Origin of the sequence: Saccharopolyspora antiqui (assembly GCF_052246905.1) — a bacterium.
Taxonomy (GTDB): Bacteria; Actinomycetota; Actinomycetes; order Mycobacteriales; family Pseudonocardiaceae; genus Saccharopolyspora.
The window spans coordinates 128,147-153,798 of record NZ_JBQQBO010000017.1 but is presented as its reverse complement, the minus strand read 5'-3'; the positions used below and the strand labels follow the sequence as shown (position 1 = coordinate 153,798).

Sequence of the window (25,652 nt, the reverse complement as noted above, 5' to 3'; positions counted from 1 at the left end):
GCGGACTGGCGAACCGCAGCAACCGCGACTCGTAGAGCTGCGAAGACCGGGTGGTCCAGCATCGGCACCGGTGGCACGGCGATCGCGTCTTTCTCGACGCTGCCGCTGGCCAGCGCGTTCGGGCCGGTCACGCCGTTCGTGATCGTGTCGTTGGCGCTGGTCGCGGTGGCGGTGCTGTCCTGGACCCTGCTCAGCGACCCGGCCGACGTGCTCGCGCGCTGTGCTCGCTCGCGGTGCTGTTCGCCGTGCTGGCGGCCTTCGAGCTGCCGCTGATCCTGCTCGGCACGATCGCCTTCCTCGGCCTGGCCGCCGTGCTCGGGGCGGGCGCGGGCGCGGTGTTCGCCCTGGTCGCTTCGCGCTACTCGCGCTAGCCGCACTGGGCTGCGCGGCGTTGACCTTCGCAGTCATCCACCAAGAGGCATCCGCGTGAAAATGCGGGGGTGCGGATGCGTGGTTGCGAACCGACCGACATGATCTCTGCGGGCACCCCTCGGGGTAGCCTGATGGGGTAGGGGACATTACACCGGAATCGGGCTCGCCCGGTCCGTCCGGTCCCGCCCGTGGCAGCACGTTCTATGGAGGTGTCAGCGGTGTCCAATCCGTTCACCGGCTCCGGTCGGCCGACGCCGGGCACGCCGAACCTGCCCACCCCGCCGAGCGGCTGGCCGATCGGTTCCTACGGCAAGTACGAAGAGGCGCAGCGCGCGGTCGACCACCTCGCGGACAGCGACTTCCCGGTCCAGGAGGTGACCATCGTCGGCGTCGACCTGATGCTCGTCGAGCGGGTCACCGGACGGCTTACCTGGGGCCGGGTGCTGGGCGGTGGAGCGGCTTCCGGCGCGTGGTTCGGTCTGTTCGTCGGCCTGATCTTGGGCATGTTCACGCCCCAGGGCTCGTGGATCGGCCCGGTGCTGGTCGGCTTGGGCGCGGGCATCGTGTTCGGCCTGGTCTTCGCCGCCGTCGGCTACGCCTCCACCCGCGGTCGCCGGGACTTCTCCTCGGCCAGCCAACTGGTCGCGGGCCGCTACGACGTGCTGGCCCAACCCCGGCACGCCGAACAAGGCCGAGACCTCCTCGCCAAACTAGCCATGCGCCCACCCTCGACCCAGTAGCGTCCCGCGCGCTTCGAGCAAGTGCCCTCTGTGGCGATCAGCTCAGTGGGGTGTGGCCTTCGGCGCAACTTCGCGGTGTCCGGTTTTGCCGACTTTCACGTATTGGCAACAAGGGACCGATCGCCCTTGCCTGGACTGATCAAGAGGCCTAACTTGCCACCACCGGCTTGCTGGCCGGTGGTGGCAGGCGACGAAGCGTGGGCACCCAGTGCTTGTCGTGCTGCGACCGGCAACTGGGAGGACCGATCGTGGGAGTTCGCCGCACTCGTCTGGCGGCCGTGCTGAGCGCATCAATGGTGTGCGCGTCCGCGCTTGCCGCCTGTGCACCGGCCTCCGGTGCGAACACCGTGAACCTGTACAGCGCGCCAGAGGAGAACCTGCAGAGCAACGTCGACCGTTGCAACACCGAGTCGGGCGGGCGTTACCAGATCGTCTACCACAAGCTGCCCCGCGACGCCGACGGCCAGCGCGAACAGATGGTGCGCCGGTTGGCCGCCGGGGACAGCGGGATGGACATCCTCTACCTGGACGTCACGTGGACCGGCGAGTTCGCGGAGGCGAACTGGATCCGGGAGTGGACCGGGGAGAACAAGGCCGACGTCGAGCGCGGCACCCTGCAGGGACCGCTTGAGACGGCCACCTGGGAGGGCAAGCTCTTCGCCGCACCGAAGAACACCAACGTGCAGTTGCTCTGGTACCGCAAGGACCTGGTGCCCGACCCGCCGGAGACCTGGGACGAGATGATTTCGACCGCCCAGCGGCTCAAGCAGGAGGGCAAGCCGCACTGGATCTCGCTCACCGGCGCGCAGTACGAGGGCATTTACGTGCACTTCAACACCCTCGTGCAGTCGGCGGGCGGGCAGGTCATCGCCGATGACGGCAAGCGCGCGGTGGTCGACGCGGGTGCGGTGCGGGCGTTGCAGGCGCTGCGGGACCTCGGTACGGCGGGTGTCACCAGCCCGTCGATGAACAACGCCAAGGAGGACGACGCCCGGCAGGAGTTCGAGACCGGGCAGTCCGCGTTCGAGCTGAACTGGCCGTTCGTCTACCCGTCGATGCTGGAGAACAAGCCCGACCTGGCCCGCAACGTCGACTGGGCGCGGCTGCCCGGCCTGCAGCCGGGCGTGCCGAGCAAGTCCACCATCGGCGGCGCGAACTTCGCGATCAGCAACTACTCGACCAAACCGGACCTGGCATTCGAGGCGGCCAAGTGCCTGCGCAACCCGGCCAGCCAGAAGTTCTCCGCCATCAACGACGGCGTGCCGCCGACCATCGAGTCCGTATACGCGGATCCCGAAGTGGCCGCCGAGTACCCGATGCGGGAGACCATCCTGGAGGCCCTGAAGGATCCGGGTGTGCGACCCGTGACCCCCGCCGCGCAGAACGTCTCCACGGTGCTGTCCAACATGCTCTCCCCGATCGCGGCGATCGACCCGCAGCCGACCGCAGACCGGATGCGCACCGAGGTGCAGAACGCCTTGGACTCCAAGGGAGTGATGCCGTGATGGTGCAGGCCAAGGACGCCCCGCCGGTCGGCGGGGCGACCGACGATCCCCAGCCGTCGGCGCCGGAGCTCAGCGAGGGCAAGAGGGCCGAACGCAGGCTCGGCTGGCTGCTGTGCGCCCCGGCTGCGCTGGTGATGATCGCCGTCACCGGTTGGCCGATCCTCTACGCGCTGTGGCTGTCGTTCCAGCGGTTCGACCTGAAGTACCCGGAACAGCGCGAATTCGTCGGGCTCGACAACTACGTCACGGTGCTGACCAACGGCTACTGGTGGAACGCGTTCTGGGTGACCGTGCTGGTCACCGTGGTCTCGGTGGCGATCGAGTTCGCGCTCGGCATGGGCTTGGCGCTGGTGATGCACCGAGCACTGGTCGGCCGCGGTCTGGTGCGCACCGTCAGCCTGATCCCGTACGGGATCGTCACCGTCGTCGCGGCGTTCAGCTGGCGCTACGCCTGGACACCCGACACCGGCTACCTGGCCAACGCGATCACCCCGGACGGCGCACCGCTGACCGAGCACGCCAGCGCGCTGGCGATCGTGATCCTGGCCGAGATCTGGAAGACCACGCCGTTCATGGCGCTGCTGCTGATGGCTGGGCTGGCCCTGGTGCCCGACGACCTGCTGAAGGCGGCGGCGATGGACGGGGCCGGGCCGTGGCAGCGGTTCCTGAAGGTGATGTTGCCGGTGATGAAACCGGCCATCCTGGTGGCGCTGTTGTTCCGCACCCTCGACGCGTTCCGGGTCTTCGACAACATCGTGGTGCTCACCTCGGGCGCGCAGGACACCTCGTCGGTGTCGGTGCTCGCCTACAACAACCTGATCAAGGGTCTGAACCTGGGCATCGGCTCGACAATGTCCGTGCTGATCTTCATCGCGGTCGCGCTGATCGCGTGGATCTTCGTCAAGCTCTTCGGCACGGCCGCGCCCGGTAGTGACGACAAGGGGAGGCGTTGATGGCGGGCGTGGGCGGGGCCGAGACCCCCGCGCGGAAAGCCAAGTGGACGGTGCTCAACATCGTCGTCTTGGTCTACGCGCTGCTGCCGGTGCTGTGGATCCTGTCGTTGTCGTTCAAGAGCCCGGACACGCTCTCGGACGGCAACCTCATCCCGCGCGAGTGGACGCTGGAGAACTACTCGGCGATCTTCCAGACCACCGAGTTCACCCGAGCGCTGCTGAATTCGATCGGCATCGCGCTGATCGCCACCGCGATCGCCGTGGTGCTGGGCACCATGGCCGCCTACGCGATCGCCCGGCTGGAGTTCCCCGGCAAGCGGTTGCTGGTCGGGGCGTCGCTGCTGATCGCGATGTTCCCGCAGGTATCGCTGGTGTCACCGTTGTTCGAGATCGAGCGGGCGCTGGGCCTGTTCGACACCTGGCCGGGTCTGATCCTGCCGTACATCACCTTCTCGCTGCCGCTGGCCATCTACACGCTGTCGGCGTTCTTCCGGGAGATTCCGTGGGAGCTGGAGAAGGCGGCCAAGATGGACGGTGCCACCCCCGGCCAGGCCTTCGCGAAGGTGATCGCGCCGCTGGCCGCGCCGGGTGTGTTCACCACCGCCATCCTGGTGTTCATCTTCTGCTGGAACGACTTCCTGTTCGCGATCTCGCTGACCTCGACGGAGAACTCCCGCACCGTGCCGGTGGCGCTGCAGTTCTTCACCGGTGACTCGCAGTTCGAGGACCCGACGGGGTCGATCTCCGCGGCCGCGGTGGTGATCACCATTCCGATCATCCTGTTCGTGCTGTTCTTCCAGCGACGCATCGTGTCCGGACTGACCTCCGGCGCAGTGAAGGGGTAACCGAAGTGGCCGAGATCGTGCTGGACAAGGTGACCAAGCGCTATCCCGATGGGGCGCTGGCGGTCAACGAGGTGAATCTGGAGATCGCGGACGGTGAGTTCGTGATCCTGGTCGGCCCGTCCGGCTGCGGCAAGTCCACCACGCTGAACATGATCGCCGGGCTGGAGGACATCAGCGGCGGCGAACTGCGCATCGGCGGGGAACGGATGAACGAGCGCGCACCGAAGGACCGCGACATCGCCATGGTGTTCCAGTCCTACGCGCTGTACCCGCACATGACGGTGTTCGAGAACATGGCCTTCCCGCTGCGGCTGGCCAAAGTCGATTCGTCGACGGTCAAGGAGAAGGTCGAGGAGGCTGCCAAGATCCTCGACCTCACCCCGCACCTGGACCGCAAACCGGCCAACCTCTCCGGCGGGCAGCGGCAGCGGGTCGCGATGGGGCGGGCGATCGTGCGCAGCCCGAAGGCGTTCCTGATGGACGAACCGCTGTCCAACCTGGACGCCAAGCTGCGGGTGCAGATGCGGACCTCGGTGTCGAAGCTGCAGAAGCGGCTGGGCACCACGACGGTCTACGTCACGCACGACCAGACCGAGGCGATGACCCTCGGCGACCGCGTCGTGGTGCTGCGCGGCGGGGTGGTGCAGCAGGTCGGCGCCCCGCAGAACCTCTACGAACACCCGGCGAACCTGTTCGTCGCGGGTTTCATCGGTTCACCCGCGATGAACTTCGTGCCGGTCGAGCTGACCGACGGTGTGCTGCGCAGCGCGCTCGGCGACGTGCCGCTGAGCGACCGGGTCCGCGGTGCGCTGGAGTCCGCGGACGCACCGCGGGAGCTGGTGCTGGGCATCCGGCCGGAGCACTTCGAAGACGCGGCGCTGCTGGACGACACGGCCCGCACCGCGGGTGCGACCTTCACCGCCGAGGTGGATGTCGTGGAAGAAATGGGCTCCGACAAGTACGTCTACTTCACCCTCCACGGTGGACGGGCGAGCACGGCGGAACTTGACGAACTGGCCGCCGACAGCGGCAGTTCGGAAGTGCCCACCGACGAGGGCCAGGTGGTCACCCGCCTCTCGGTCGAATCGTCGGCCCGCGAGAACCAGCCCCTCACGGTCTGGTTCGACCCGGACAAGATCCACCTGTTCAACCCGACCACCGGCGAAACCCTCACCTGACACGGGTTTCCAACGCCAACGATGGGCACCCGAGGCTCGGCCACGGGTGCCCATCACCACATCAGATGGTAAATTCTCGGCTCAGCGCGGCGGTTTTTGAAGCGGCGCAGCCGCTTGGCCCACTCTCGCCACTGGCACACCGCGAAGCAAAGCGAGTTCAAGGACAGGAAGTCAGAGTCGGCCGAGTTCTTGGGTCCAGTAGTGGCGGTAGTGGCTGCGGTCGACGACGGCGTGGCCGACGCCGAGGTCGGTGAAGGCGCAGTTGAGGACGTTGCTGCGGTGCGCGGCGGTGCGCATCCACTGTCCAAAGGTGCCATCCGCGGTCGGGTTTCCGGCGGCGATGTTCTCGCCGATGTAGCTACCGGGGTAGCCCGCCGAGCGGGTGCGGGCCGACGGTGCCCGGCCGTCGCTTCCGGTGTGCGCGAAGAAGTTCCGGTGTGCCATGTCCGCGCTGTGCTCGGCAGCCGCCCGGTTCAGGTCCGGGTTCAGGCGCAGCGCCGGGCAGCCCGCGCGGGCGCGCGCGGCATTGGTCAGTTCGAGGATCTGCTGCTCCGGCGAAGGCCGCTGAGCCGCCAGCAGCGGCGGCCCAGCGCCGAGTTGCGCCAGCAGCAAGAGGACCGCGAAGCACCACACCCGTCCGCCCAGCGACATCCGTGACCACCTCCGCCGATTCGGCTGCGGCAGTTATAGCGGCGCCGCTGCGGAACTGCGCGGTGTTGTCGCTGGATCCGGCTACCGCCCATGCGTGCCGATTCAGGCCACAGTGGACGGCAGGGCTGTTCGCGGTCAGAGCTGGTTGGCGATCAGCACGAAAAGGGTGAGGATCCACCCCATGATCAGCGCCAGCAGAACGGTGAGCTTGCTGTTGACCAAGCGGGTCATGGCGTTGCCTCCCAACGTGAAGACGAGGATCTGCAAGAGATTCGTGTTCACGATGTGGCCAGCGGTGCTCCCGGCAGGCGTCAGCGCGCAGCGGCGCGCGGCGCGACGGGAACCGCGTCCCACATCGCGCCAGGTTTTCGCTGCACCCACGCAGTGTGCCGGAACAACTGCTCGGCGATCTCCCGACGGGTCACGGGATTCCGCCGCAGCAGAACCGGATCGGTGAGGAGCCGATGCCGGTCCCGCCCTTGGTGCTGCAGCAGCCGATGCATGACAACCCCCTCACGCGCTCGCATCGCCCGATTAGGACGGGCGGTGGTCAATCCCAGGTGGAACGGCGCCCGGCGAACGGCCCGGCGCGAAGCAACCCCGCACGGCATATCGCCGACGGCCGGGAAATCGTTACACCGCGCGGTCACAGCCACTTGTTCCGCCGGAAGGTCTTGAACAGGGTGATGCAGGCGATGAGCATCACCACGAGGGTCACCGGATAGCCGAAACTCCAGTGCAGTTCCGGCATCAGGTCGAAGTTCATGCCGTAGATCCCGGCGATCATGGTCGGCGTCGAGATGATCGCGACCCACGCGGAGATCTTGCGCATGTCGGTGTTCTGCTGCAGCGTGATCTTGGCCAGCGTGGCGTCCACCAGCGTGGTCAGCAGTTCGTCGAAGGCCCCGACCATTTCGGAGACCTTGGCCAGGTGGTCCTCCACGTTGCGGAAGTAGGAGCGCACCTCGTCGGCCACCATCGGGGTGTAGCCCTCGGCCAGCCGCTGCATCGGCTTGGTCAGCGGCAGCACTGCCCGCCGCAGCTCCATGACTTCCCGCTTCATCAGGTAGATCTGCTCGGCGTCGACCTTGGTACGCGGCTCGAAGACCTCGGCCTCGATCTCGTCGATGTCGTCCTGGATCGCCTCGGTGACGTCCAGGTAGGTGTCCACCACGTGATCGGCGACCCCGTGCAGCACCGCCGATGGCCCCAGCGCGAGCTGTTCGGGATCGGCCTCCAGTTGGCCGCGCAAATCGCCCAGTCCCGCGTGCTTGCCGTGCCGCACCGTGATGACGAAATCGCGCCCGAGGAACACCATCAGCTCGCCGGTGTCGACGATCTCGCTGGTCGCCGAACGCGTCTCGGTCGCCACGTAGCGGACCGTCTTGAGCACCATGAACAACGTGTTCTGGTAGCGCTCCAGCTTCGGGCGCTGGTGCGCGTGCACGGCATCCTCGACGGCCAGCTCGTGCAGGCCGAAGGTGTCGGCGATGCCGTTGATCTGTTCCTCGGTGGGCTCGTGCAGGCCGATCCAGACGAAGCCGGAACCCCGCCGCCGGACCTCTTCGATGGCGTCGACGTGGTTCCAGGAGCCGTCCAGCCGGTGGCCGTCGACGTAGATCGCGCAGTCGACGACGTACGCGGACAGCGGCGCGGCGGTGCGGGCGACCGGCTGCGAGCCGCGACCGTTGCGGTTGCGCAGGCCGAGTGAGGGCAGGTTGGGCACGGCGACCTCCAGGGTCCGGGCGCAGTGCCCCGGCGATGGACGGTCCGGGGGATGCTGCGCGAAGTGGCGCTGAGCGGATTCCCTTCGCTTCTCGCATCCCGGCCAGGGCCCCGAGGGGCTGCGGTGCGGCGCCTAGCGGCTGACCTTCCCGGCGGGGATGCGGTTGGTACTGCACGGAAGCGCACTATCGGCACTATTGCCCACGATCCCTCACCTCCCGGAGGTCATCCACCGCTGCGGTGGTCCTTGAGTCAGCCAACCCGACATGCTACTCCGGCTGGGTACGTCGTTGGCAACGGTGGGCATCCAACGTCACAATCGGGCATGAACGGTGCTGCATGGCGGGGCGAATTGGGCCGGATGGGCGAATCAGGTCCGGATTCGCGTTCGGCTCAACGGACTCTGCCGATCGGGGTGTTGGCAGGTAACCCGGACGCCTTTCGGTCATCACTCGTTGCGGGGTAAACAATCCCAGGATCGCAATGTCTCCGGCAAACCTTCGGTCAGCGCCCCATTGCGTTCCAATGTGGCGAAAGTCGCGCGATCCGCCCACATCGCATCTGCGGCGTCGTCACCAGCGGAAAGTTCCGATTCAATGCTCCGACAGGAGTAATCCAGAATCTCGTAGGTGCCAAGCGGTGCCGGTCGGAAGATGCGTCCGACGAGTTCTCCGACGGTGACGGAGAGTCCGGTTTCCTCAAGAACTTCGCGTTGTACCGCCGAATGGTCGGTCTCGCCCTGCTCCACTCGGCCACCCGGAAGGGACCACTTCCCCTTGCCGGGTTCATGCGCACGCTTGACCAGCAGCAACCGACCGCTCGGGTCGTGGATTACCGCGCCGACGCAGCGGATCACCGGTTTCTCCGATATCATCATCAACACGGAGGGTAGTTGATCCGGGCCTACCCGGAAACGACTGACCCAAGTGCGGTACAAAGCTGCCGTAAAGGGGCGGAGTGCGGTACAACGGATCAGCAGGCGCCTGCGCTACTCAAGGGCATTCGGACGGGGTGCGTCACAATGAACATGAAGAAAATCCTCACGTGGGCCGGAGTTGCGTTCCTCCTGTTCTTCCTGTTTTCCGCGCCGGACCAGGCCAGTAATGTCGTCAACGGCATCCTGGCCAGTCTCCAGGGAGCAGCTGAAGCCGTCATCACCTTCATGCAGAACCTCTTCACGTCGTAAACCGAGCCGCAGGAGGCGGGTGCCTTGTTCGCTCCGAGGGATCCCGACGAGTACCTGCTGGACACCGAGCGCCGGGTGATCCGCGTCCGGCGGCACTGGGCATGCCTGGTGTGGGACCTCTTCGAGGCGGCGGGCTTGCTCGTGGGCTTGGTGATGGTGTCCTACCTGCTGCCCAGCGGCAGCAGTTGGTTGGTCCAGAACATCCTCTGGTACGCCGGGTTGATCGTGCTGGTGCGCTTCACGTACCAAGTCCTGGACTGGTACGTGGAACGCGTCGTCGTCACGGACAAGCGGTTCCTGATCACCTCCGGCATCTTCACCACCAACGTGGCGATGATGCCGATCACCAAGGTCACCGACCTGACCTTCGCGCGGACGCTGATGGGCCGCCTCCTCGGATACGGCACGCTCGTGGTCGAGTCGGCTGGTCAGATCCAGGCGCTCAACCGCATCGAGTACGTGCCGAACCCGACCGAGGTCGAGGACGCGATCTCGGGGCTCGTCTTCGGTGACAAGAAGGGCCAGCAGCAGGACCGCTTCTCGATGCTCAAGGCGCGGCGCGCCGCGGTGGGCAAGCGGAAAGCCGCCAAGCTCTGATCACGGACCGTAGCGGTTTTGCCCGGTTGCGCGGCGCGGGCCCGTTCCCGCGCCGTCGAGGTGCAGTTGGTGGCGCATCCCCGCCGCCCGTGGTCGGGTGCAGGTGCGGTTCGGTGCTGCTGCATCGGTCACACTGGTGGATGTGCGAATCGACCTGCACACGCATTCCACCGAGTCCGACGGGACCGATACGCCCGCTGAGCTGGTAGCGACCGCGATCGCTGCCGGGCTGGACGTGATCGCGCTGACCGATCACGACACCACGGCGGGCTGGGCGGCGGCCGAGCGCGCCGTGCGCGAGCAGGCCCGGGCCGGTCGGTTCCGGCTCGTGCCGGGCGCGGAGCTGTCCTGCTCGTGCCCGGACGGCAACGGGCGGAAGATCACCGTGCACCTGCTGGCGTACCTCTTCGACCCGAACGCCGTCGCGCTCGCGCGGGAGCAGTCGCGGCTGCGCGCGGAGCGCCGGGACCGGTTGTACGAGATGGCGCGGCACATGGCCGAAGACGGGTTCCCGGTCGACCCGGACGCGATCATGGCGGGGCTGCCGCCCGATTCGCCAGGCGGCCGTCCGCACCTGGCTCGCGCCTTGGTCAACGCCGGAACGGTGGCCAGCGTCGACGAAGCCTTCGCCAAGTACCTGGGCGGCCGCGGTCGGTACTACCTGCCGCGCACCGACACGCCGGTGCACCGCGCGATCGAGATGATCGCCGAGGCCGGTGGGGTGACGGTGCTGGCGCACCCCTTCGCGACCGCGCGCGGCCCGGTGGTGACCGCCGACGTCGTCGCCGCGCTGGCCGGGCGCGGGCTGTCCGGAATCGAGATCGACCACCCCGATCACGACCCCGAGACCCGGGCGCGGCTGCGCGGGCTGGCCGCCGAGCTGGATCTGATCCCCACCGGCAGCAGCGACTACCACGGCACCAACAAGACGATCCGGATCGGCCAGGAGACCACCCCGCCCGACTCGCTGGATCGCCTGATCGAGCGATGCAGCGGCAGCAAGGTCATCGGCTGAACGGGGCGCATCGTTGGGGTAACGGGAAAACTGCGTACTGTGGGGATCGTGCAGGGGCAGCTCAGTCTCGAAGGAATTCCCAGCAAGCTGGTGCGGGTGACCCCGGCCAGACTTGCCACCTGGGCCGGGTGTCCCCGGAAGTACCGCATGACCTACCTGGACCGGCCGACGCCGACGCGCGCCGGGGCCTGGGCGAACGCCACGTTGGGCGCGGTGGTGCACAACGCGTTGCGCGCGTACTTCGAGCTGCGCGCCGACGAGCGCTCCCCGCAACGGGCCGCCGCGCTGGTTCGCGAGCACTGGAAGGGCGACGGTTTCGCAAGCCCTGCGCAGGCCGGGGACTACCGGCGCCGCGCGCAGGAATGGGTCGGTTCCTACGTCGAGCAGCTGGACCCCGACGTGGTACCGCTGGCGGTTGAGCGCTGGGTGTCCGCTCCGATGGGGTCGATCATCGGCGAGGGCCGGGTGGACCGGATCGACGACCGGCACGGCGAACTCGTCATCGTCGACTACAAGACCGGCAGGCACGGCTTGCGCGTCGACGACGCGCGGCAGTCGTTGGCGCTGGGGCTGTACGCGTTGGCAGCGCGCAAGAACTTCCGTCGGCCGTGTCGACGGGTCGAGCTGCACCACCTGCCGACCGGGACGGTCGCGAGCTGGGAGCACAGCCCGGAATCGTTGGCCGAACTGCAGGATCGCGCCGAACAGCTCGCGGCGGAACTGCAGGCCGCCACCGACGCGTTGGACGAAGGGGCCGATGCATCGGCGCTGTTCCCGGTGCGGACCGGGCCGCACTGCTCGTGGTGCGATTTCCGGGCGCACTGCCCGGAGGGTCAGCAAGCGGCGCCGAACTTGTCCCCGTGGGCCTTGCTGGGGGACTGACGAGCATGCGACCGGAGGACGGGCCGATGCGCACACCCGCTTCGCAACGACCGCTGCCACCCCGAACACGACGGCTGCCGGAGTCCGGCGACCTCCGGCCGCGACGGTCGCGCCGTCGCCACGGGCTCAGCAGGACGAAACCGGCCACCCGGGCCGGATCGGTGACCCGGAACCTCACCGGCGCTTTGGCGGCCGGTTCGGTGCTGCTCGCCATCGCACTCGTGGTGATCCAGTTCTGGGCGACCAACCGGGGGCAGGAAGGGCCCGGCATAGCTGCGGTGATCGCCCAACTGGTGGCCGCCGTGGTGGCCGTGACGCTGCAGGCGACTGCGGATCGCCGCCGCGATGTGCCGGGCGGTTTCGCGACGTTCGGTGTGCTCGCCGTCGTGTTGGGCTCGCTCTGGTTCTGGTGGTGGGTCTGAAGGCCTGGTCCCGTGGTCGTTTTGCGTGCGGGGTCCGGAGCGTTCGTCAGCGCAGCGCGACCAGGGTGTCGCCGCGTTGTTCCAGGATGATCGGGCCGACCGCGCTCAGCTGCACCGGGCCGGTGTAGCCCGCGCGGTCCACCGGGATCACCCGCTCGCGGTTGCCGGTGATCGGGTCGAGCACCGCGAGACCGTCCCGCACCGGCACCAGCATCTTCCCGGCGAAACCGACCCCGGGGCCGAGCGTGTCCGGTGAAGTCCACAGTGGAGTGAGCGCGGTCGGGTCCAGGGCGACCGTGTCGGCGCCGGTGTGCCAGTAGATCCGGTGGCCCTTCGCGGTCGACTCGACCAGCACGTTCGCCCGGAGGTCGGGCGGGCCCACCCGCACCGGGAAGTGCGCCACCTCGGCGCCCGCGTTGTCGAAGACGGCGACCTCGGAACGGTCCCGGAGGATCACTGCGACGCGCTCGTCGGTGACCGCTACGACCCCGGCCGCCGCGCTGCCCAGGCCGACGCTGAAGATCTCCTCGGGTTTCTCGTCGTCCTCGGGGTGGGCCTTCAGAACGGTGATCCGGCCCTGTTCCTGCGGGCATTGCTCGACCACCCCGACGCGCTCGTCGCCCACCGCGATCGATGAGTAGGTGCAATCCGGGCGCGCCATGTCGTTGTTCGGGTTCTTCACCGCCGGCGGCATGCCGAACTGCTGGGTGCGCACCAGGTCCGAGCGCCAGGACTCGAAGGACCGCTGTCCGGTGGCCGTCACGTAGGTGCCGTCGGCCAGCAGTTGGGTGCCGAACTCGGCGTCGGAATTGCGCTGCGGTCCGCGCACCCCGGTTGGCCCGAGCAGTGAAGTGACTTCGCTGCAGTTCAGCGACTTGCGGTAGACCGCGAGGGCGCGGTCCCACTCCGCGCCGATCGTGCACAGCGGCAGGTCGCGGGAGTAGCGCCAGACGATCCGGCCGGTGATCGGGTCGTGGCCGAGCACCTCGTTGCCAGCCCCGGTGACCACTGCGGGCCCGGCCACCACCGGTACGGGTGTGACGGGACTGGTCGCGCGCCACGCCTCGGTCAACGTCGTCGGGATGCTGGTGGCCTCAGGAGGTTCCGGTACGGGCTGCGCCGCGGTTTCGGACACCGTGGCGCGTGCATCGCTGTTCAACCAGATCACAGCACCACCGACGAGCACGGCCACCACGATCAGCGCCACCACGGCGAGGTCGGCTTTCGTACGCCGTTCCGGCCGGACCACAGCAACTCCTCGATCGGCGGGCTATCCCTCGACGAGCTTAGAAGGCGCGCGGATCGGGGCTCGGCAGCACGTGCTCGTGAGTGGAAATCCTGGTTCCTACCGCCACTCACGAGCAAGTTCCGCGCGGGGTCGTGCGTGCCCGGTGTGCACGCACGACTGCCGCCTCGGGTGTTATGCGGCGCCGCCTTCGGCGTTGCCGCTGCGCGCCGCGTCACCGGCTTCGCCGGACGCCTCGCCCGAGCGCCGCCTGCGGCGCCGCCTGCGGGGCCGCTCGCCCGCGTCCGCTTCCCCACCTGGGGCGGGCGCGTCGGTCGGCTGCGCGGCGGCCTCGGCGCCGCCGCGTGTGCGACGGCGCTGCCGCCGACCCGCGGGCCGGGTCTCGGCGTCGCCCTCGTGGCGGGCACCGGTCTCGGTGTCGCCGCCGCCGGTGCGCTGGTCCGAACCGCCTCGGGTCCGGCGCCGGTTGCGCCGTGGCCGCTTGACATCGCCCTGCGTCTCGGGCTCGGCGTCCAGCCCGGCGCGGGTGCGCTTGGCCAGCGGCAGTCGCCCGGTGACGTCGGTCGGGATGTCGAGTTCGCTGAACAGGTGCGGCGAGGTGGAGTACGTCTCGACGGGTTCCGGCTTGTCCAGGCCGAGCGTGTCGCTGATCAGCTTCCAGCGGGGTTCATCGTCCCAGTCGACCAGGGTGATCGCGACGCCTTCGCGGCCGGCCCGACCGGTGCGGCCGATGCGGTGCACGTAGGTCTTCTCGTCGTCCGGGCACTGCAGGTTGATCACGTGCGTGACGCCTGCGACGTCGATGCCGCGGGCCGCGACGTCGGTGGCCACCAGGATGTCGACCTTGCCGGAGCGGAACGCCCGGAGCGCCTTCTCACGCGCGCCCTGCCCGAGGTCGCCGTGCACCGCCCCGGCCGCGAAGCCGCGCTCGGTGAGCTCGTCGGCGAGCTTCTGCGCCGTCCGCTTGGTCCGGCTGAAGATCATCGCCAGGCCGCGGCCGGAGGACTGCAGCGCCTTCGCGATCAGCTCGATCTTGTCCATGGCGTGTGCCCGGTAGATGAACTGCCGGGTGCGCTCGTGCACCGCGCTCTCGTCGGCCTGCTCGGCCCGGATGTGCGTGGGCTGCGTCATGAAGGTGCGGGCCAGGGTCAGGATCGGGCCCGGCATGGTGGCCGAGAACAGCATCGTCTGCCGCTGCTCGGGGACCATCCGCAGGATGCGCTCGACGTCCGGCAGGAACCCGAGGTCGAGCATCTCGTCGGCCTCGTCGAGCACCAGTCCGCGGACCTTGCCGAGCACCAGGTGGCGCTGTTCGGCCAGGTCGAGCAGTCGGCCCGGGGTGCCGATGACCAGGTCGACGCCCTTGCGCAGCGCGGAGATCTGCTCCTCGTAGGGACGGCCGCCGTAGACCGCGACCGTACGCACGCCCAGGTGCTTGCCCGCGTCGGTGAGATCGCGGGTGACCTGGAGGCACAGCTCGCGGGTCGGCACCACGACCAGCACCTGCGGGGTGCCGTCGCCGGGCAGCTGCAGGCGGTGCAGCAGCGGAGCACCGAAGCCGAGGGTTTTGCCGGTGCCGGTGCGGGCTTGACCGATCAGGTCCTCACCGCGCATCGCCAGTGGCAGGGTCAGTTCCTGGATGGCGAAGGTGTGCTCGATCCCGGCTTCGCGCAGCGCGCGGACGATCTCCGGGTGCACGTCCAGTTCGGCGAAGGTCGGAGCGTCCGGATTGCCGGAGGTGCCCGCCCGCAGGGGTGCGGCGGTGTCGACTTCAGGTGCACCGGACTCGCTGTGTTCCAGCTGTAGACCGTCCACTGTGTCGGGGGTACCGCCCCCGGTGTGATTTTCGAGGCCGCCGGGGGCCTGGCTATTGGTGAACGTCAGAATGATCGCCTCTCTCGTTACCTGCGCGCATGCGCCCCGCAACGGGCTGATCCGCGGCGACGTCCTCCCGGCACGGCGGTGGCTTGCTTTCGCAGCCACTCGTAGTGCTCGTGGTCATCGACCTGATGGTGCGCGCTCTTGCTCGCTCAGCGGTGCGTCCGCTGTTGGTTAGTTCCTATCGGCGTCGCGTCGCGCCAAAGCCGACAAGCGGTTCGCTCGGGCCACGTCCGCAGGGCCGTCCCGCTCGTGCGCGAGTCGCCCGGACCGTGACGTCCGGGGAACCAGCCCCACGGCTTTACCGACCGGGTCGCCGACCGCGCCGCCGGACGCCGATGCTCCTCCGAGTCCTGAGCGTACCTGTTCGTCGGCTGTTCTCGCCGTGGTGCATATAACTCGGGCGTGCCGCCGGTTACGCTCGCAGCCATGAATGAGGCTGACCAAAGCGCGACGTTGCCCGGTGAAAGTGACGAGCGTTACGAGGAAGGCGTCGTGGATCTGCTCGCGGCGCTGGCCTACGGAGAGCTGTCGGCCTTTGATCGCCTCGCCGAGGATTCCCGCACGGCGCCCACGCTGAGCGGCCGTGCGGCGTTGGCCCGCATGGCCGCTGCCGAGATCGGGCACTACCGGATGCTCGAAGACCACCTGGCCGCTCGTGGTGTGGCGATCGACGAGTTGATGCAGCCGTTCGCCGCGCCCTTCGATGCGTTCAACGCCTCCACCGCGCCGCATTCGTGGTTGGAATCGCTGGTCAAGGCCTACGTCGGGGACGGGCTGGCGGCCGACTTCTACCGCGAGGTGGCGGAATGGCTGGACCCCACGTCGCGGCAGCTGGTGCTGACCGTGCTCGCGGACACCGGCCACTCGGCGTTCGCCGAGCGCGAAGTGCGGGCCGCCTGCGAGTCGGACCGCAAGCTGCGCGACAAGCTGACCCTGTGGGGGCGGCGGCTGCTGGGCGAGGCCCTGACGCAGGCCCAGCGGGTCGTCGCCGAGCGCGACGCACTGGCCGAACTGATCATCAAGGGCTCCGGGGACCTCACCGGAATAGCCGCCATGTTCCGGCGCCTGCAGAACAACCACGCCAAACGGATGACCCAACTCGGCCTGGGCTGAGTGCCTGTCAATAGCTCGTTCCGCTTTGCGGTGCGGGTGGCGGAACCTCGGGCAGTGCCTGTGCGGGGACACCCCGCACCCCGGGCGATCTCGCTCCGCCGATCCCCGACATCATGAGAGCAAGATCGAAGACGGGCTCTGGTGGGTTCCCGGACTCGGTTGGCGGAGCACCGGGTTTCCCTGCGCGATCGTCCCGTCCTGGGATGCGTCGACCCCGGCGGGACCTGGGATAGCCTTGCCGCATCCCAAATGGATTTCGAGTGCTCAACGGAGGTTCGGCGTGGAGGTCAAGATCGGCGTCGTGGATAGCCCGCGCGAGCTGACGGTCGCCAGCGTGCAGTCCCCCGACGAGGTCGAGTCGCTGGTCGCCAACGCGCTGAAGAACGCTGAAGGCGTGCTGGCCCTGACCGATGAGAAGGGGCGGCGCATCATCGTCCCGGCCACCAAGGTCGCCTATGTCGAGATCGGCCCGGCGGAGATGCCGCGCGTCGGTTTCGGCATCAGCTGACCCGGATTTCATCGAGGTGAGGGGCACCCGTGACCAAGTAACTGGGTCACGGGTGCCCCTCGCTCATGTCAGCTCGGTCGGGATGGGGAAGGGTGGGCGGCCGGTGCCGGTGATCCGGTAGCGACCCCAGGGATCCGGATCGGACAGGGTGCCGATCGCCTCGCCCGTCGGTGTGCGCAACACCACATCCTTCTTGCGGTGGGCGGCGAACTCCTCGACCGCCTGCTGCGCGGCCAGCCGTCCGTACCAGTGGAAACGTCCGTCGATGGGCTGGAAGTGGCCGCGCAGCACCACTTCGACCGCGATCTCCCGGTCCTCGGCGGACATGGTCGCCGGACCCCGGTAGTCGTCCTCGTCGTGGTCAGCCATGGTCGGCGTCCTCCTGGTCTTCGTCATCGGGCACCACGCGCAGGCCGGTGTCGATGTCCAGCGGTTCGTCGGGGTCGATCACCAGACCGGCCGAGCGCAGCACGCCGTCGATGGCGAACCAGATGATCTGCGCCAGGTAGTCGGTGAGATCGTGGCGGCTCATCGACTGGCGCTCCAGCCACCAATCGCCGCTGGCCTGCACCATCCCCACCAGTCCGTGGCTCCAGACCTCGACCCCGCCGGAGTCCAGGCCCAGCGCGCGCAGGTACTCGCCGAGGATGCGGGACAGCGAGTTCGCGATCACCGTCTTCTCCGCCGACACCGGGTCGGCGCGCACCGGGCGGTCGGCGAAGGTGCGCTGCACGACGAACCGGTACAGCTCCGGGTACTGCTCGATGGTGCTGAGGTAGGCGTCCAGCAGACCGCGAATGCGCTGGTTGGGACTGCCGCCCTCGTAGAACCGCGGGCCGAGCCGCTGCATCAGCAGCTCGGTGCCCCACTCGCCGACCGCCACGTAGAGGTCGCTCTTGTCGCTGAAGTGCCGGTACAGCACGGGTTTGCTGACTCCGGCCTCGGCGGCGATCTCGTCCATGCCGACCTCGGCGCCGTGCTTGACGATGGCGCGCACCGCGGCCTCGACGAACTCGGCCCGGCGTGCCTGCCGGTGTTCGCGCCAGCGCTCCCGACGCGCATCACCGCGGGTTTCGTCGCGTGGAACCGCCTTGACAGGACGGGAGATGTCGCTCACGCTACCCAAGGTAACTGTTACCGGAAGTTACACGCAATGCCGAAATGGGAGGGTGGTCGCCGGATGAGCAGGACTCTGCAGGTCAACGACCGCGAGAAGACCGCCGCACGATTGCTGAATTCCTCGGCCCGCAACAGCTACGACCCCGAAGTCGACGTGGACTGGGACGCCGAGCTAGCCGACGACAAGCCCTACATCCCGTTCCGGCGCAGCTCGCTCTACGGCACGCACCTGTGGGAGCGGCTCAGCGACGAACAGCGCATCGAACTGACCAAGCACGAATTCGCCAGCATCGCCTCCAACGGGCTGTGGTTCGAGGTGCTGCTGATGCAAATGCTGCTCAAGGAGTTCTACAACTCCGATCCGCGCACCAACCACGCCCAGTACGCACTCACCGAGATCGCCGACGAGTGCCGCCACTCCACGATGTTCGCCAAGGCCGTCGACCGCGTCGGCGCGCCCGCCTACGGGCCGCTTCCGCTGCTGCACCACGGCGGCAAGGTGCTGCCCGCGGTGTTGCGCGGCCCATCCGCGTACGCCTCGATCCTGGTCGCCGAGGAGATCCTGGACCGGTTCCAGCGCGACCAGATGCAGGACGAGCAAGTCCAGCCGCTGGTGCGGATGATCAACCGGATCCACGTGCTGGAAGAAGCCCGGCACGTCACCTTCGCCCGTGAGGAGGTGGTGCGCCGGATGGCCGAGTGCGGCGCCGCCGAGCGGGCCTACCACCAGTACTGGACCGCGCTCGTGGCGTACTGCATCTGCTTCAGCCTGATCAACCCGCACGTCTACCGAGCGGTCGGGCTGCGGCCCGGGGACGCAATGCGAGTCGCCTGGGCGAACCCCAATTTCCAGGACACCCTGCACTGGGGCGGCGAGAAGATCATGGGGTTCCTCGACGAGGTCGGACTCGTCGGCAGGCCGGGCATGCGCTGGTGGAAAAAGGCGCATCTGATCCGATGACGGCGGAAAGCTTGCCCACGACGGCGTTCACGACCAGCGACGGAACTCGACTGCGGGCTCCGCAAGCGGCTGGCGGCCTCGGACGGGCGGCGGCTGACCCAGCAGTCGCGCTGGCTGCGGCCGGGGATGCGTTGGCTGCTGTTCGGCAGCCACCCCGAGCGCGGCGACGTGGCGGTGACCGCCGACTGGGTGGCGGCCAGCCACCCGGCGAACATGGCCGCCTACCGGCACGCGCTGGCCGAACACGATCGGCCCGCGGCGCTGGCGGCGCTGCGGGCCGTTCCGACGCTGGTGCTGGCCGGGCTGTCCGACCGGCTGACGCCGTTCTCGCACGCGCGGCGCATCGCGGATGCGCTGCCGGATGCCAAACTGCTGATCTACGCCGATGCCGGGCACATGCTCCCGCTGGAACGCGCCGACGAGGTCACCGCCCGCGTCGCCGAACTCGTCACCCGCGCCATCCGCTGACCGTCAGGGGTTCTGGAGCGGGAAACCCGCGAGGCCCTTCCAGGCCAGCGTGGACATCAGGTTCACCGCTTCGTCGCGGGAGATGATCTCCTGCTCGTCCAGCCAGTAGCGCGCGGTCACCTGGCTGAGCCCGACCAGGCCCACCGCCAGCAGCCTCGCGCGCTCGGCGTCCAGCCCGGCGTCCGCGGTCACCGCCTCGGTGATCGCATCGATGCATCCGGACAGGGCACCTTCCACCGCCTTCTCCACGGCCGGTTCACCGCGCAGGTCGGACTCGAAGACCAGTCGGAACGCCTGCCCCTCACCGGCCACGAACTCGTACAGCGCGCCGATCGCGGCCCGCACCCGCAGCTTGTTGTCCGTCGTGGACTCGATGGCTGCCCGGACGCGGCGCACCAGTTCGTCGCCGTGCGTCTCCAGCAGCGCGAGGTAGAGCTCCAGCTTGCCCGGGAAGTGCTGGTAGAGGACTGGCTTGCTGACCCCGGCGCGCTCGGCGATGTCGTCCATCGCGGCGGCGTGGTAGCCGTTGTGCACGAAAACGTACTGAGCCGCTTCGAGCAGCTGTGCCCGGCGTGCGTCGCGAGGCAGCCGGACGCCTCGGCTCGGCTGCGCGGTCTCGGTCATCCTCGCCTCCACCCGATTCCTTCACTCGCGCTCGGTGGCCTAGCGGCCCCCCAGTGGGCCCTGACTCTACTCGCCGGTAGAGCCGGGTACCGAAATCCGGGCCAACCTGGACCGCCATGCTGTAGGTGTGACGACGACAACGCGCGCCGCTGCGCTGCACGGTCGAGGCATGTTGCTCCGCGGGGAGCTGACCAGGGTGCCGCTGGTGGTCGATGGCATACCGCCGGTTGACCTCAGCGCGAAGCCGCCGCCTGGCCGTCACGTCGACCTCGTCACCCACTGGGGCCCGCAGCGGGTGCACCTGCGGGAGACGCCGGGAGTGTCGGCCACCGCGCCGACCGCGGTGCACCTGCACGGGCTGGCCGGTTCGTCGACGAACTGGACCGATCTGGCCGGGCTGCTTTCGGTGCGGCTGCGCAGCATCGCGCTGGACCTGCCCGGGTTCGGGCTGTCCGAGCCGGCGGCCGGGTTCAACTTCACCCGCCAGGCCAACGCGCACGTGGTGATCCGCTTCCTGGAGCAGCTCGGCGCCGGGCCGGTGCACCTGTGCGGGAACTCCTTCGGCGCCGCCGTGGCCGCCGAGGTGGCCGCGCTGCGCCCGGACCTGATCACCTCGCTGACGTTGATCTCACCGGCCATGCCGGATCTGCGGCCCAACCCGTGGCGGCTGTCCGACCCGCGGATCGCGCTGGCCATGTTGCCGATGGTCGGCACTCGGACCAGGGAGCAGCTGGCGGCGGTGCCGCCGGGCGAGCGGGCCGTGCAACTGATGCGGCTGTGCTTCGCCGACCCGGACGCGGTGCCGCCGCACCGGCTCGCCGAGGCCGTCGCGGAGTTCGAGGAGCGCGCCCTGCTGCCCTGGTCCGGCCCGGCGCTGGGCCGGACCACCAGGGAACTGGTGCGCTCCTGGCTCGTCCCGCCCGCGCAGTCGCTGTGGCGCCGGTTGCCGGAGATCATCACGCCCGCCCTGGTCGTGTGGGGCGTCGACGATCGGGTGGTCACCGTCCGCAAAGCCCCGCGCACGGCGGCGCTGCTGCCGCGCGGTCGGCTCCTGGTGCTGCCTCGAACGGGGCACGTCGCCCAGATGGAACGACCGCGAGTGGTCGCCCGCGCGGTCCTCGGCCTGGTCGACGCCGATTTCCGGTGGTGACCGGATTGCTCGGTTCGGGTGATCTTGAAGTTTTCGGTCACTACGGGTGGCCAGTGGTGATCTAGGCCGCCAGATCGGCTGTGCGAAGCTTATGAGCGTGACTCGTCCGCCGCAGCGACCTCGTGCCTCCGCCTCCGACCGTCGACCGGTGGGGCGTGCGAGCGCGCGAGTCGGCGTGGATGCGCGTTCCGGGGAGCCGTTAGCGGCGTCGTGGGATCCGATCTCCGAGCCGCCTGACCCGGAGATCGTCGATGAGTCGGATGATCTCGATGACGAGATCCGTCCGCGACGGCGCCGACGACGTGGGGGCGTGCTGTCGCGATACGGCTGGCGGATCTACGCGGTGCCGCTGCTGATCGTGGTGTCCGCCCTCGCCGTCTTCCAAACCGTCCGCCCGTCCGACGGCGGTGCCGCGACCGGGATGGCAAAACCGCTGAACTCGGTGGATCCGGCGAGGCCGATCGTCACCGAGGCGCCGCACGGCCAGACCTTCGGGCCTGCGATGTTCTCCGCCGACCTGCCGCCCGGGGGCCTGATCCCGGAGACCGGTGCCCGCACCTTCCAGGTGCTGCCCGGCACATCTCAGGCGATCGGTTCGGGAACGCTGTACCGGTACACGGTCGAGATCGAGGTCGGCGTGCAGATCGGCGACCCGAACCGGGAATTCGGCAACCTGGTGCAGACGACGCTGTCCGATCCGCGCAGCTGGACCAATCCGCAGGGCGGCGGGATCTCGCTCCAGCGAGTGGATGCCAGCGGCCCGCGCCCGGACTTCCGGGTCATCCTGGTCAGCCAGCAGACCGCGCGGGAGGCGTGCGACTACAGCGACGGCGTGCCCTACGACAGCTCGTGCCGCAAGGGCGACATGGTCTACATCAACGGGGCGCGCTGGGTTCGCGGTGCCGTGTCGTTCGAGGGTGACATGGGCAACTACCAGCGCTATGCGATCAATCACGAGGTCGGGCACGTCTTCGGCAACAAGCACGTCGGCTGCCCGGCGCAGGGGGCGCTGGCGCCGGTGATGATGCAGCAGAGCTTCAGCGTGTCGAACAACGAGCTGCACGAGCTGAACAAGATCGCCGACCAGGGCACTTCCATCCCGGCCAACGGCTTCGTCTGCAAGTACAACGCCTGGCCGTTCCCCACCGCCGGAGCGGGCACCTGAGTTCGTGGCCTTGACCCCAGGCTCTGAGCCGTGGTGACTGAGGGTTGCCCGAGTTGACCACCCAGCGGCCGAGCCGGGACATCAAATCTTCTCGGATCGTGGGAGTAGCTTGGGTTGCGGAAGAGCATCGGGGAGTCTTGCGTTACAGATTCTGTGAGGCCCCGTTCGGGTGCCCTTCGGGGACGGTTGAGGTGCCGCCGCCACGCTCTGAGCGCGGCCGGTGCCGACCACTGAGGAGGAGCTGGGAATGTCCGGCGCAACGTCGCTACCGCCGCTGGTCGAACCGGCGTCGGAGCTGACCAAGGAAGAGGTCGCGCGCTACAGCCGCCACCTGATCATCCCGGACGTCGGGATGGACGGGCAGAAGCGGCTGAAGAACGCCAAAGTGCTGGTGGTCGGCGCCGGTGGGCTCGGCAGCCCAGCGCTGTTGTACCTGGCCGCCGCCGGGGTGGGCACGCTCGGCATCGTCGAGTTCGACGAGGTCGACGAGTCCAACCTGCACCGCCAGATCATCCACGGGCAGTCCGACCTCGGACGCCCCAAGGCGGAGTCGGCGCGCGACTCGATCGCCGAGGTCAACCCGTTCGTCAAGGTCAACCTGCACCAGACGCACCTGAGCTCGGAAAACGCGCTCGACATCTTCCGGGATTACGACCTGATCCTGGACGGCACCGACAACTTCGCCACCCGGTACCTGGTCAACGACGCCGCGGTGCTGCTCGGCAAGCCGTACGTGTGGGGTTCGATCTTCCGCTTCGAGGGTCAGGCCAGCGTGTTCTGGGACCAGTACGGTCCGAACTACCGCGACCTGTACCCGGAGCCGCCGCCGCCCGGCATGGTGCCGTCCTGCGCCGAGGGCGGTGTGCTGGGCGTGCTGTGCGCCTCGATCGGCTCGATCATGGTCAACGAGGCCATCAAGCTGATCACCGGTATCGGGGAGCCGCTGCTGGGGCGCCTGATGATCTACGACGCGCTGGAGATGAACTACCGCACCGTCAAGATCCGCAAGGACCCGAACGCCACGCCGATCACCGAGCTGATCGACTACGAGGCGTTCTGCGGTGTGATCTCCGACGACGCGCAGCAAGCGGCGGTGAACAGCACGATCACCCCGCTCGAACTCAAGGACATGTTCGACCGGGGCGAGAAGTTCGAGCTCATCGACGTCCGGGAGCCGCACGAGTACGAGATCGTCCGGATCGAGGGCTCCAAGCTGATCCCGAAGGACCGCATCCTCTCCGGTGAGGCGCTGGCCGAGCTGCCGCAGGACCGCAAGATCGTCCTGCACTGCAAGTCCGGCGGGCGGTCCGCGGAAGCGCTGGCGGCGCTGCACAAGGCCGGGTTCGCCGACGCGGTGCACGTCGGTGGCGGCGTGCTCGGCTGGGCCAACCAGGTCGACCCGAGTCTGCCGACGTACTGAGCGGTCGCGCGGACCGGCGTGCTCCGTCCGGGTGAGGGGTGAAGGGCACCTTTTACCAAATTACTTGGCGAAAGGTGCCCTTCACCTTGCTGGCGGACGGTGCATCGGGTGCGGCGCACGGAGTGCCTGCTACGGAAATCGCGATCACCCGGGTAGCGTCTGGGCCGTGAGTCCTACGCCGGAGCCGCCCCCGCCGCACGTGCGCGCGGCATTCGGTGCGCGCGTCGAAGACCCCGAGCCGCTGGACGGCGCGGTCGCCTGGCGGTGTGGCGAGATCGTGCTCAAACCCGCCGCGAACACCGCCGAGGCCGCTTGGGTCGCGCAGACGTTGGACCTGCTGGAACCCGACGAGGTGCGGGTGTCCCGCCCGGTGCGTTCCACCGACGGTCGCTGGGTGGTCTCCGGTTGGTCGGCCAGCCGGAACCTCGCCGGTCGGGCCGAGCCCCGGCACGACGATGTGGTGGCCATGTCGCTGCGGCTGCACGCGGCGAGCCGGTTCCTGGCCCGGCCGCGGTTCTTGCAGGCCCGGCAGGACATCTACGCGTTGGCCGATCGGATGGCCTGGGGCGAAGAGGAATACGTGCTGCCGCAGGAGAAGGGCGGTCGGCTCTACGACGTGCTCGCCGGTTCGCGGCGCGAAGTCGACCTGCGATCCCAGGTGGTGCACGGGGACCTGTTCGGCAACGTGCTGTTCACCGAGGACGCGCCGCCCGGCATCATCGACTTCAACCCGTACTGGCGGTCCGCCGAGTGGGCGGCGGCGGTCGTGGTGATCGACTCCCTGGCGTGGGGCGGTGCCGACCCGGCCATCGTGGAGCGCTGGTCGCACCTCGCCGAGTGGCCGCAGGCCCTGTTGCGCGCCCTGCTGTTCCGGCTCTCGGTGCACGCCCTGCACCCGCGCTCGTCATCGCAGACCCTCACCGGCCTGGAGCGCGCCTCCCAGATGGTCCTCGAAGTCCTCTGAAGCGCCCTGTCTTCTGAGAGCTCCGCCTTCGAACTCGTTGTGCCCTGTGGTGCGTGGCCGCGTGCGATCGGGGTGAGGTGCACCTCAGCTGTCCCACGGCGGTGCCCCGCGCTGTGTGACGATTGGGCGGTGCAGGGAGTGTTGAGCGGCTTCACCGTCGGCGTGACAGCGGAGCGCAAGGCCGCGGAGATCGGCGAGTTGTTCGCGCGCCGGGGGGCGCGGGTGCTGTACGGCGCGGCGATGCACACGGTGCCGTTGCCCGAGGACGGCGAGCTGGCCGCCGCCATCGAGGCGGTGCTGGCCGCCCCGGTGGACTACGTCGTCGCGATCACCGGTGTCGGGTTCCGGGGATGGATCGAGGCCGCGCAGCTGGGCGGCCTCGGTGATCGGCTGCTGGCGCACCTGCGTTCGGCCGAGGTGGTGGCGCGGGGTGCCAAGGCGCGCGGCGCGGTTCGGGGTGCCGGGTTGGTGGAGTCCTGGACGTCTCCGGCGGAGGAGTCCGCGGAGGTCTTGGCGTACTTGCTGGAGCAGCGCGTGGAGGGGAAGCGGATCGTCGTCCAGGTGCACGGTGACCCGATGCTGGGCTTCCGCGAAGCGCTGCGGGCGGCCGGTGCCGAGGTGGTGCCGGTGACCGTCTACCGCTGGACGGATCCGGTGGACCTCGCCGCGCTGGACCGGTTGATCGATGCGGTGCTGCGCGGTGAGGTCGATGCGCTGCCGCTGACCAGTGCGCCAGCCGCGACCAACCTGCTGGCTCGCGCCGACCGGACCGGGTGCGGGGCGCAATTCCGGGAAGCGTTGCGCGACAAGGTTTTCATCGCCTGCGTCGGCCCGGTCACGGCGGCGCCGATCGATGCGGCAGGGCTGCCGTACGTGATGCCGGAGCGAGCTCGCACGGTGTCCCTGGTGCGCCTCGTCGCCGACGAACTCCCGAAGCACGCGGTGCGGTAGCCCTAGTGTCC

29 protein-coding genes are annotated in these 25,652 nt (G+C 68.8%); 20 read left to right on the top strand and 9 right to left on the bottom strand.

Going from position 1 to position 25,652, the window contains the following annotated elements:
* The first annotated feature begins 233 nt into the window (after window positions 1-233).
* The 6 genes from ACTWQN_RS25375 (at window position 234) to ACTWQN_RS25350 (ending at window position 5,593) form a co-directional block, all read left to right on the top strand.
* Window positions 234-371: a hypothetical protein gene (locus ACTWQN_RS25375; RefSeq protein WP_443206059.1), complete on the top strand. Its 138-nt coding sequence runs from the start codon at window positions 234-236 to the stop codon at window positions 369-371.
* Window positions 372-590: 219 nt separating this feature from the next.
* The gene (locus tag ACTWQN_RS25370; RefSeq protein ID WP_443206058.1) at window positions 591-1,112 is read left to right on the top strand and encodes a YflT domain-containing protein; all 522 of its coding nucleotides are present in this window, start codon (window positions 591-593) and stop codon (window positions 1,110-1,112) included.
* Window positions 1,113-1,405: 293 nt separating this feature from the next.
* A complete protein-coding gene (locus tag ACTWQN_RS25365) occupies window positions 1,406-2,617 on the top strand; it encodes an ABC transporter substrate-binding protein (RefSeq protein WP_443206099.1) in 1,212 nt (403 codons plus the stop codon).
* Window positions 2,617-3,570 (top strand): carbohydrate ABC transporter permease, encoded by a 954-nt coding sequence (locus tag ACTWQN_RS25360; RefSeq protein WP_443206098.1) that lies wholly within the window; start codon window positions 2,617-2,619, stop codon window positions 3,568-3,570. The genes ACTWQN_RS25365 and ACTWQN_RS25360 overlap by 1 nt, the downstream gene beginning before the upstream one ends.
* Window positions 3,570-4,415 (top strand): carbohydrate ABC transporter permease, encoded by an 846-nt coding sequence (locus ACTWQN_RS25355; protein ID WP_443206057.1) that lies wholly within the window; start codon window positions 3,570-3,572, stop codon window positions 4,413-4,415. Before ACTWQN_RS25360 ends, ACTWQN_RS25355 begins: the two co-directional genes overlap by 1 nt.
* Before the next feature lie 5 nt (window positions 4,416-4,420).
* Window positions 4,421-5,593, top strand: a complete 1,173-nt coding sequence (locus ACTWQN_RS25350; protein ID WP_443206056.1) for an ABC transporter ATP-binding protein — start codon at window positions 4,421-4,423, stop codon at window positions 5,591-5,593.
* Window positions 5,594-5,764: 171 nt separating this feature from the next.
* Here the strand turns inward: ACTWQN_RS25350 and ACTWQN_RS25345 are convergent, their stop codons facing one another.
* The 4 genes from ACTWQN_RS25345 to ACTWQN_RS25330 all read right to left on the bottom strand — a co-directional run bounded on the left by ACTWQN_RS25345 (window position 5,765) and on the right by ACTWQN_RS25330 (window position 8,846).
* Window positions 5,765-6,244 carry a CAP domain-containing protein gene (locus ACTWQN_RS25345; protein WP_443206055.1) on the bottom strand — a complete coding sequence of 160 codons (480 nt, stop codon included), beginning with the start codon at window positions 6,242-6,244 and terminating at the stop codon, window positions 5,765-5,767.
* Between the two features lie 311 nt (window positions 6,245-6,555).
* The gene (locus ACTWQN_RS25340) at window positions 6,556-6,747 is read right to left on the bottom strand and encodes a hypothetical protein (RefSeq protein ID WP_443206054.1); all 192 of its coding nucleotides are present in this window, start codon (window positions 6,745-6,747) and stop codon (window positions 6,556-6,558) included.
* A gap of 143 nt (window positions 6,748-6,890) precedes the next feature.
* The gene (gene corA, locus ACTWQN_RS25335; RefSeq protein WP_443206053.1) at window positions 6,891-7,970 is read right to left on the bottom strand and encodes a magnesium/cobalt transporter CorA; all 1,080 of its coding nucleotides are present in this window, start codon (window positions 7,968-7,970) and stop codon (window positions 6,891-6,893) included.
* A 447-nt stretch (window positions 7,971-8,417) separates the two neighbouring features.
* Window positions 8,418-8,846 carry an NUDIX hydrolase gene (locus ACTWQN_RS25330; RefSeq protein ID WP_443206052.1) on the bottom strand — a complete coding sequence of 143 codons (429 nt, stop codon included), beginning with the start codon at window positions 8,844-8,846 and terminating at the stop codon, window positions 8,418-8,420.
* A gap of 144 nt (window positions 8,847-8,990) precedes the next feature.
* Between ACTWQN_RS25330 and ACTWQN_RS25325 the strand changes: the two genes are divergently transcribed.
* The 5 genes from ACTWQN_RS25325 (at window position 8,991) to ACTWQN_RS25305 (ending at window position 12,071) form a co-directional block, all read left to right on the top strand.
* The gene (locus ACTWQN_RS25325; protein ID WP_443206051.1) at window positions 8,991-9,155 is read left to right on the top strand and encodes a hypothetical protein; all 165 of its coding nucleotides are present in this window, start codon (window positions 8,991-8,993) and stop codon (window positions 9,153-9,155) included.
* Between the two features lie 24 nt (window positions 9,156-9,179).
* Entirely contained in the window at window positions 9,180-9,752 is a 573-nt protein-coding gene (locus ACTWQN_RS25320; RefSeq protein WP_443206050.1) for a PH domain-containing protein, read from the top strand.
* A gap of 133 nt (window positions 9,753-9,885) precedes the next feature.
* Window positions 9,886-10,767: a PHP domain-containing protein gene (locus ACTWQN_RS25315; protein WP_443206097.1), complete on the top strand. Its 882-nt coding sequence runs from the start codon at window positions 9,886-9,888 to the stop codon at window positions 10,765-10,767.
* A gap of 48 nt (window positions 10,768-10,815) precedes the next feature.
* Window positions 10,816-11,649 carry a RecB family exonuclease gene (locus tag ACTWQN_RS25310; RefSeq protein ID WP_443206096.1) on the top strand — a complete coding sequence of 278 codons (834 nt, stop codon included), beginning with the start codon at window positions 10,816-10,818 and terminating at the stop codon, window positions 11,647-11,649.
* A 26-nt stretch (window positions 11,650-11,675) separates the two neighbouring features.
* Window positions 11,676-12,071 carry a hypothetical protein gene (locus ACTWQN_RS25305; RefSeq protein ID WP_443206049.1) on the top strand — a complete coding sequence of 132 codons (396 nt, stop codon included), beginning with the start codon at window positions 11,676-11,678 and terminating at the stop codon, window positions 12,069-12,071.
* Window positions 12,072-12,117: 46 nt separating this feature from the next.
* Here ACTWQN_RS25305 and ACTWQN_RS25300 read toward each other — a convergent pair whose 3' ends face one another.
* Together ACTWQN_RS25300 and ACTWQN_RS25295 are read right to left on the bottom strand one after the other, a co-directional pair.
* Entirely contained in the window at window positions 12,118-13,320 is a 1,203-nt protein-coding gene (locus ACTWQN_RS25300; RefSeq protein ID WP_443206048.1) for an Rv3212 family protein, read from the bottom strand.
* A gap of 171 nt (window positions 13,321-13,491) precedes the next feature.
* Window positions 13,492-15,132 carry a DEAD/DEAH box helicase gene (locus ACTWQN_RS25295; protein ID WP_443206047.1) on the bottom strand — a complete coding sequence of 547 codons (1,641 nt, stop codon included), beginning with the start codon at window positions 15,130-15,132 and terminating at the stop codon, window positions 13,492-13,494.
* A 492-nt stretch (window positions 15,133-15,624) separates the two neighbouring features.
* On the opposite strand from ACTWQN_RS25295, the gene ACTWQN_RS25290 reads away from it, so the two are divergent.
* On the top strand, window positions 15,625-16,311 hold the full coding sequence (locus ACTWQN_RS25290; RefSeq protein ID WP_443206046.1) for a ferritin-like fold-containing protein: 687 nt from the start codon (window positions 15,625-15,627) through the stop codon (window positions 16,309-16,311).
* A gap of 280 nt (window positions 16,312-16,591) precedes the next feature.
* Entirely contained in the window at window positions 16,592-16,819 is a 228-nt protein-coding gene (locus tag ACTWQN_RS25285; RefSeq protein ID WP_443206045.1) for a DUF3107 domain-containing protein, read from the top strand.
* Between the two features lie 63 nt (window positions 16,820-16,882).
* On the opposite strand, the gene ACTWQN_RS25280 is transcribed toward ACTWQN_RS25285, so the two are convergent.
* Complete coding sequence (locus ACTWQN_RS25280; RefSeq protein WP_443206044.1) at window positions 16,883-17,188, bottom strand: DUF4873 domain-containing protein; 306 nt, start codon at window positions 17,186-17,188, stop codon at window positions 16,883-16,885.
* Window positions 17,181-17,936, bottom strand: a complete 756-nt coding sequence (locus ACTWQN_RS25275) for a TetR/AcrR family transcriptional regulator (RefSeq protein WP_443206043.1) — start codon at window positions 17,934-17,936, stop codon at window positions 17,181-17,183. The genes ACTWQN_RS25280 and ACTWQN_RS25275 overlap by 8 nt, the downstream gene beginning before the upstream one ends.
* Before the next feature lie 63 nt (window positions 17,937-17,999).
* Here ACTWQN_RS25275 and ACTWQN_RS25270 point away from each other — a divergent pair, with 63 nt between their 5' ends.
* Window positions 18,000-18,899 carry an AurF N-oxygenase family protein gene (locus ACTWQN_RS25270; RefSeq protein WP_443206042.1) on the top strand — a complete coding sequence of 300 codons (900 nt, stop codon included), beginning with the start codon at window positions 18,000-18,002 and terminating at the stop codon, window positions 18,897-18,899.
* A 126-nt stretch (window positions 18,900-19,025) separates the two neighbouring features.
* A complete protein-coding gene (locus tag ACTWQN_RS25265; protein ID WP_443206041.1) occupies window positions 19,026-19,367 on the top strand; it encodes an alpha/beta fold hydrolase in 342 nt (113 codons plus the stop codon).
* Window positions 19,368-19,370: 3 nt separating this feature from the next.
* On the opposite strand, the gene ACTWQN_RS25260 is transcribed toward ACTWQN_RS25265, so the two are convergent.
* On the bottom strand, window positions 19,371-19,991 hold the full coding sequence (locus tag ACTWQN_RS25260; protein WP_443206040.1) for a TetR/AcrR family transcriptional regulator: 621 nt from the start codon (window positions 19,989-19,991) through the stop codon (window positions 19,371-19,373).
* Window positions 19,992-20,160: 169 nt separating this feature from the next.
* Between ACTWQN_RS25260 and ACTWQN_RS25255 the strand changes: the two genes are divergently transcribed.
* The 5 genes from ACTWQN_RS25255 (at window position 20,161) to ACTWQN_RS25235 (ending at window position 25,641) form a co-directional block, all read left to right on the top strand.
* A complete protein-coding gene (locus tag ACTWQN_RS25255) occupies window positions 20,161-21,141 on the top strand; it encodes an alpha/beta fold hydrolase (protein WP_443206095.1) in 981 nt (326 codons plus the stop codon).
* Between the two features lie 148 nt (window positions 21,142-21,289).
* Window positions 21,290-22,306 (top strand): DUF3152 domain-containing protein, encoded by a 1,017-nt coding sequence (locus ACTWQN_RS25250; RefSeq protein ID WP_443206039.1) that lies wholly within the window; start codon window positions 21,290-21,292, stop codon window positions 22,304-22,306.
* Window positions 22,307-22,553: 247 nt separating this feature from the next.
* Window positions 22,554-23,726 carry an adenylyltransferase/sulfurtransferase MoeZ gene (moeZ, locus tag ACTWQN_RS25245; RefSeq protein ID WP_443206038.1) on the top strand — a complete coding sequence of 391 codons (1,173 nt, stop codon included), beginning with the start codon at window positions 22,554-22,556 and terminating at the stop codon, window positions 23,724-23,726.
* 166 nt (window positions 23,727-23,892) lie between these two features.
* Window positions 23,893-24,690, top strand: a complete 798-nt coding sequence (locus ACTWQN_RS25240; protein WP_443206037.1) for a TIGR02569 family protein — start codon at window positions 23,893-23,895, stop codon at window positions 24,688-24,690.
* A 129-nt stretch (window positions 24,691-24,819) separates the two neighbouring features.
* Window positions 24,820-25,641: a uroporphyrinogen-III synthase gene (locus ACTWQN_RS25235; protein ID WP_443206036.1), complete on the top strand. Its 822-nt coding sequence runs from the start codon at window positions 24,820-24,822 to the stop codon at window positions 25,639-25,641.
* Window positions 25,642-25,652 lie beyond the last annotated feature (11 nt).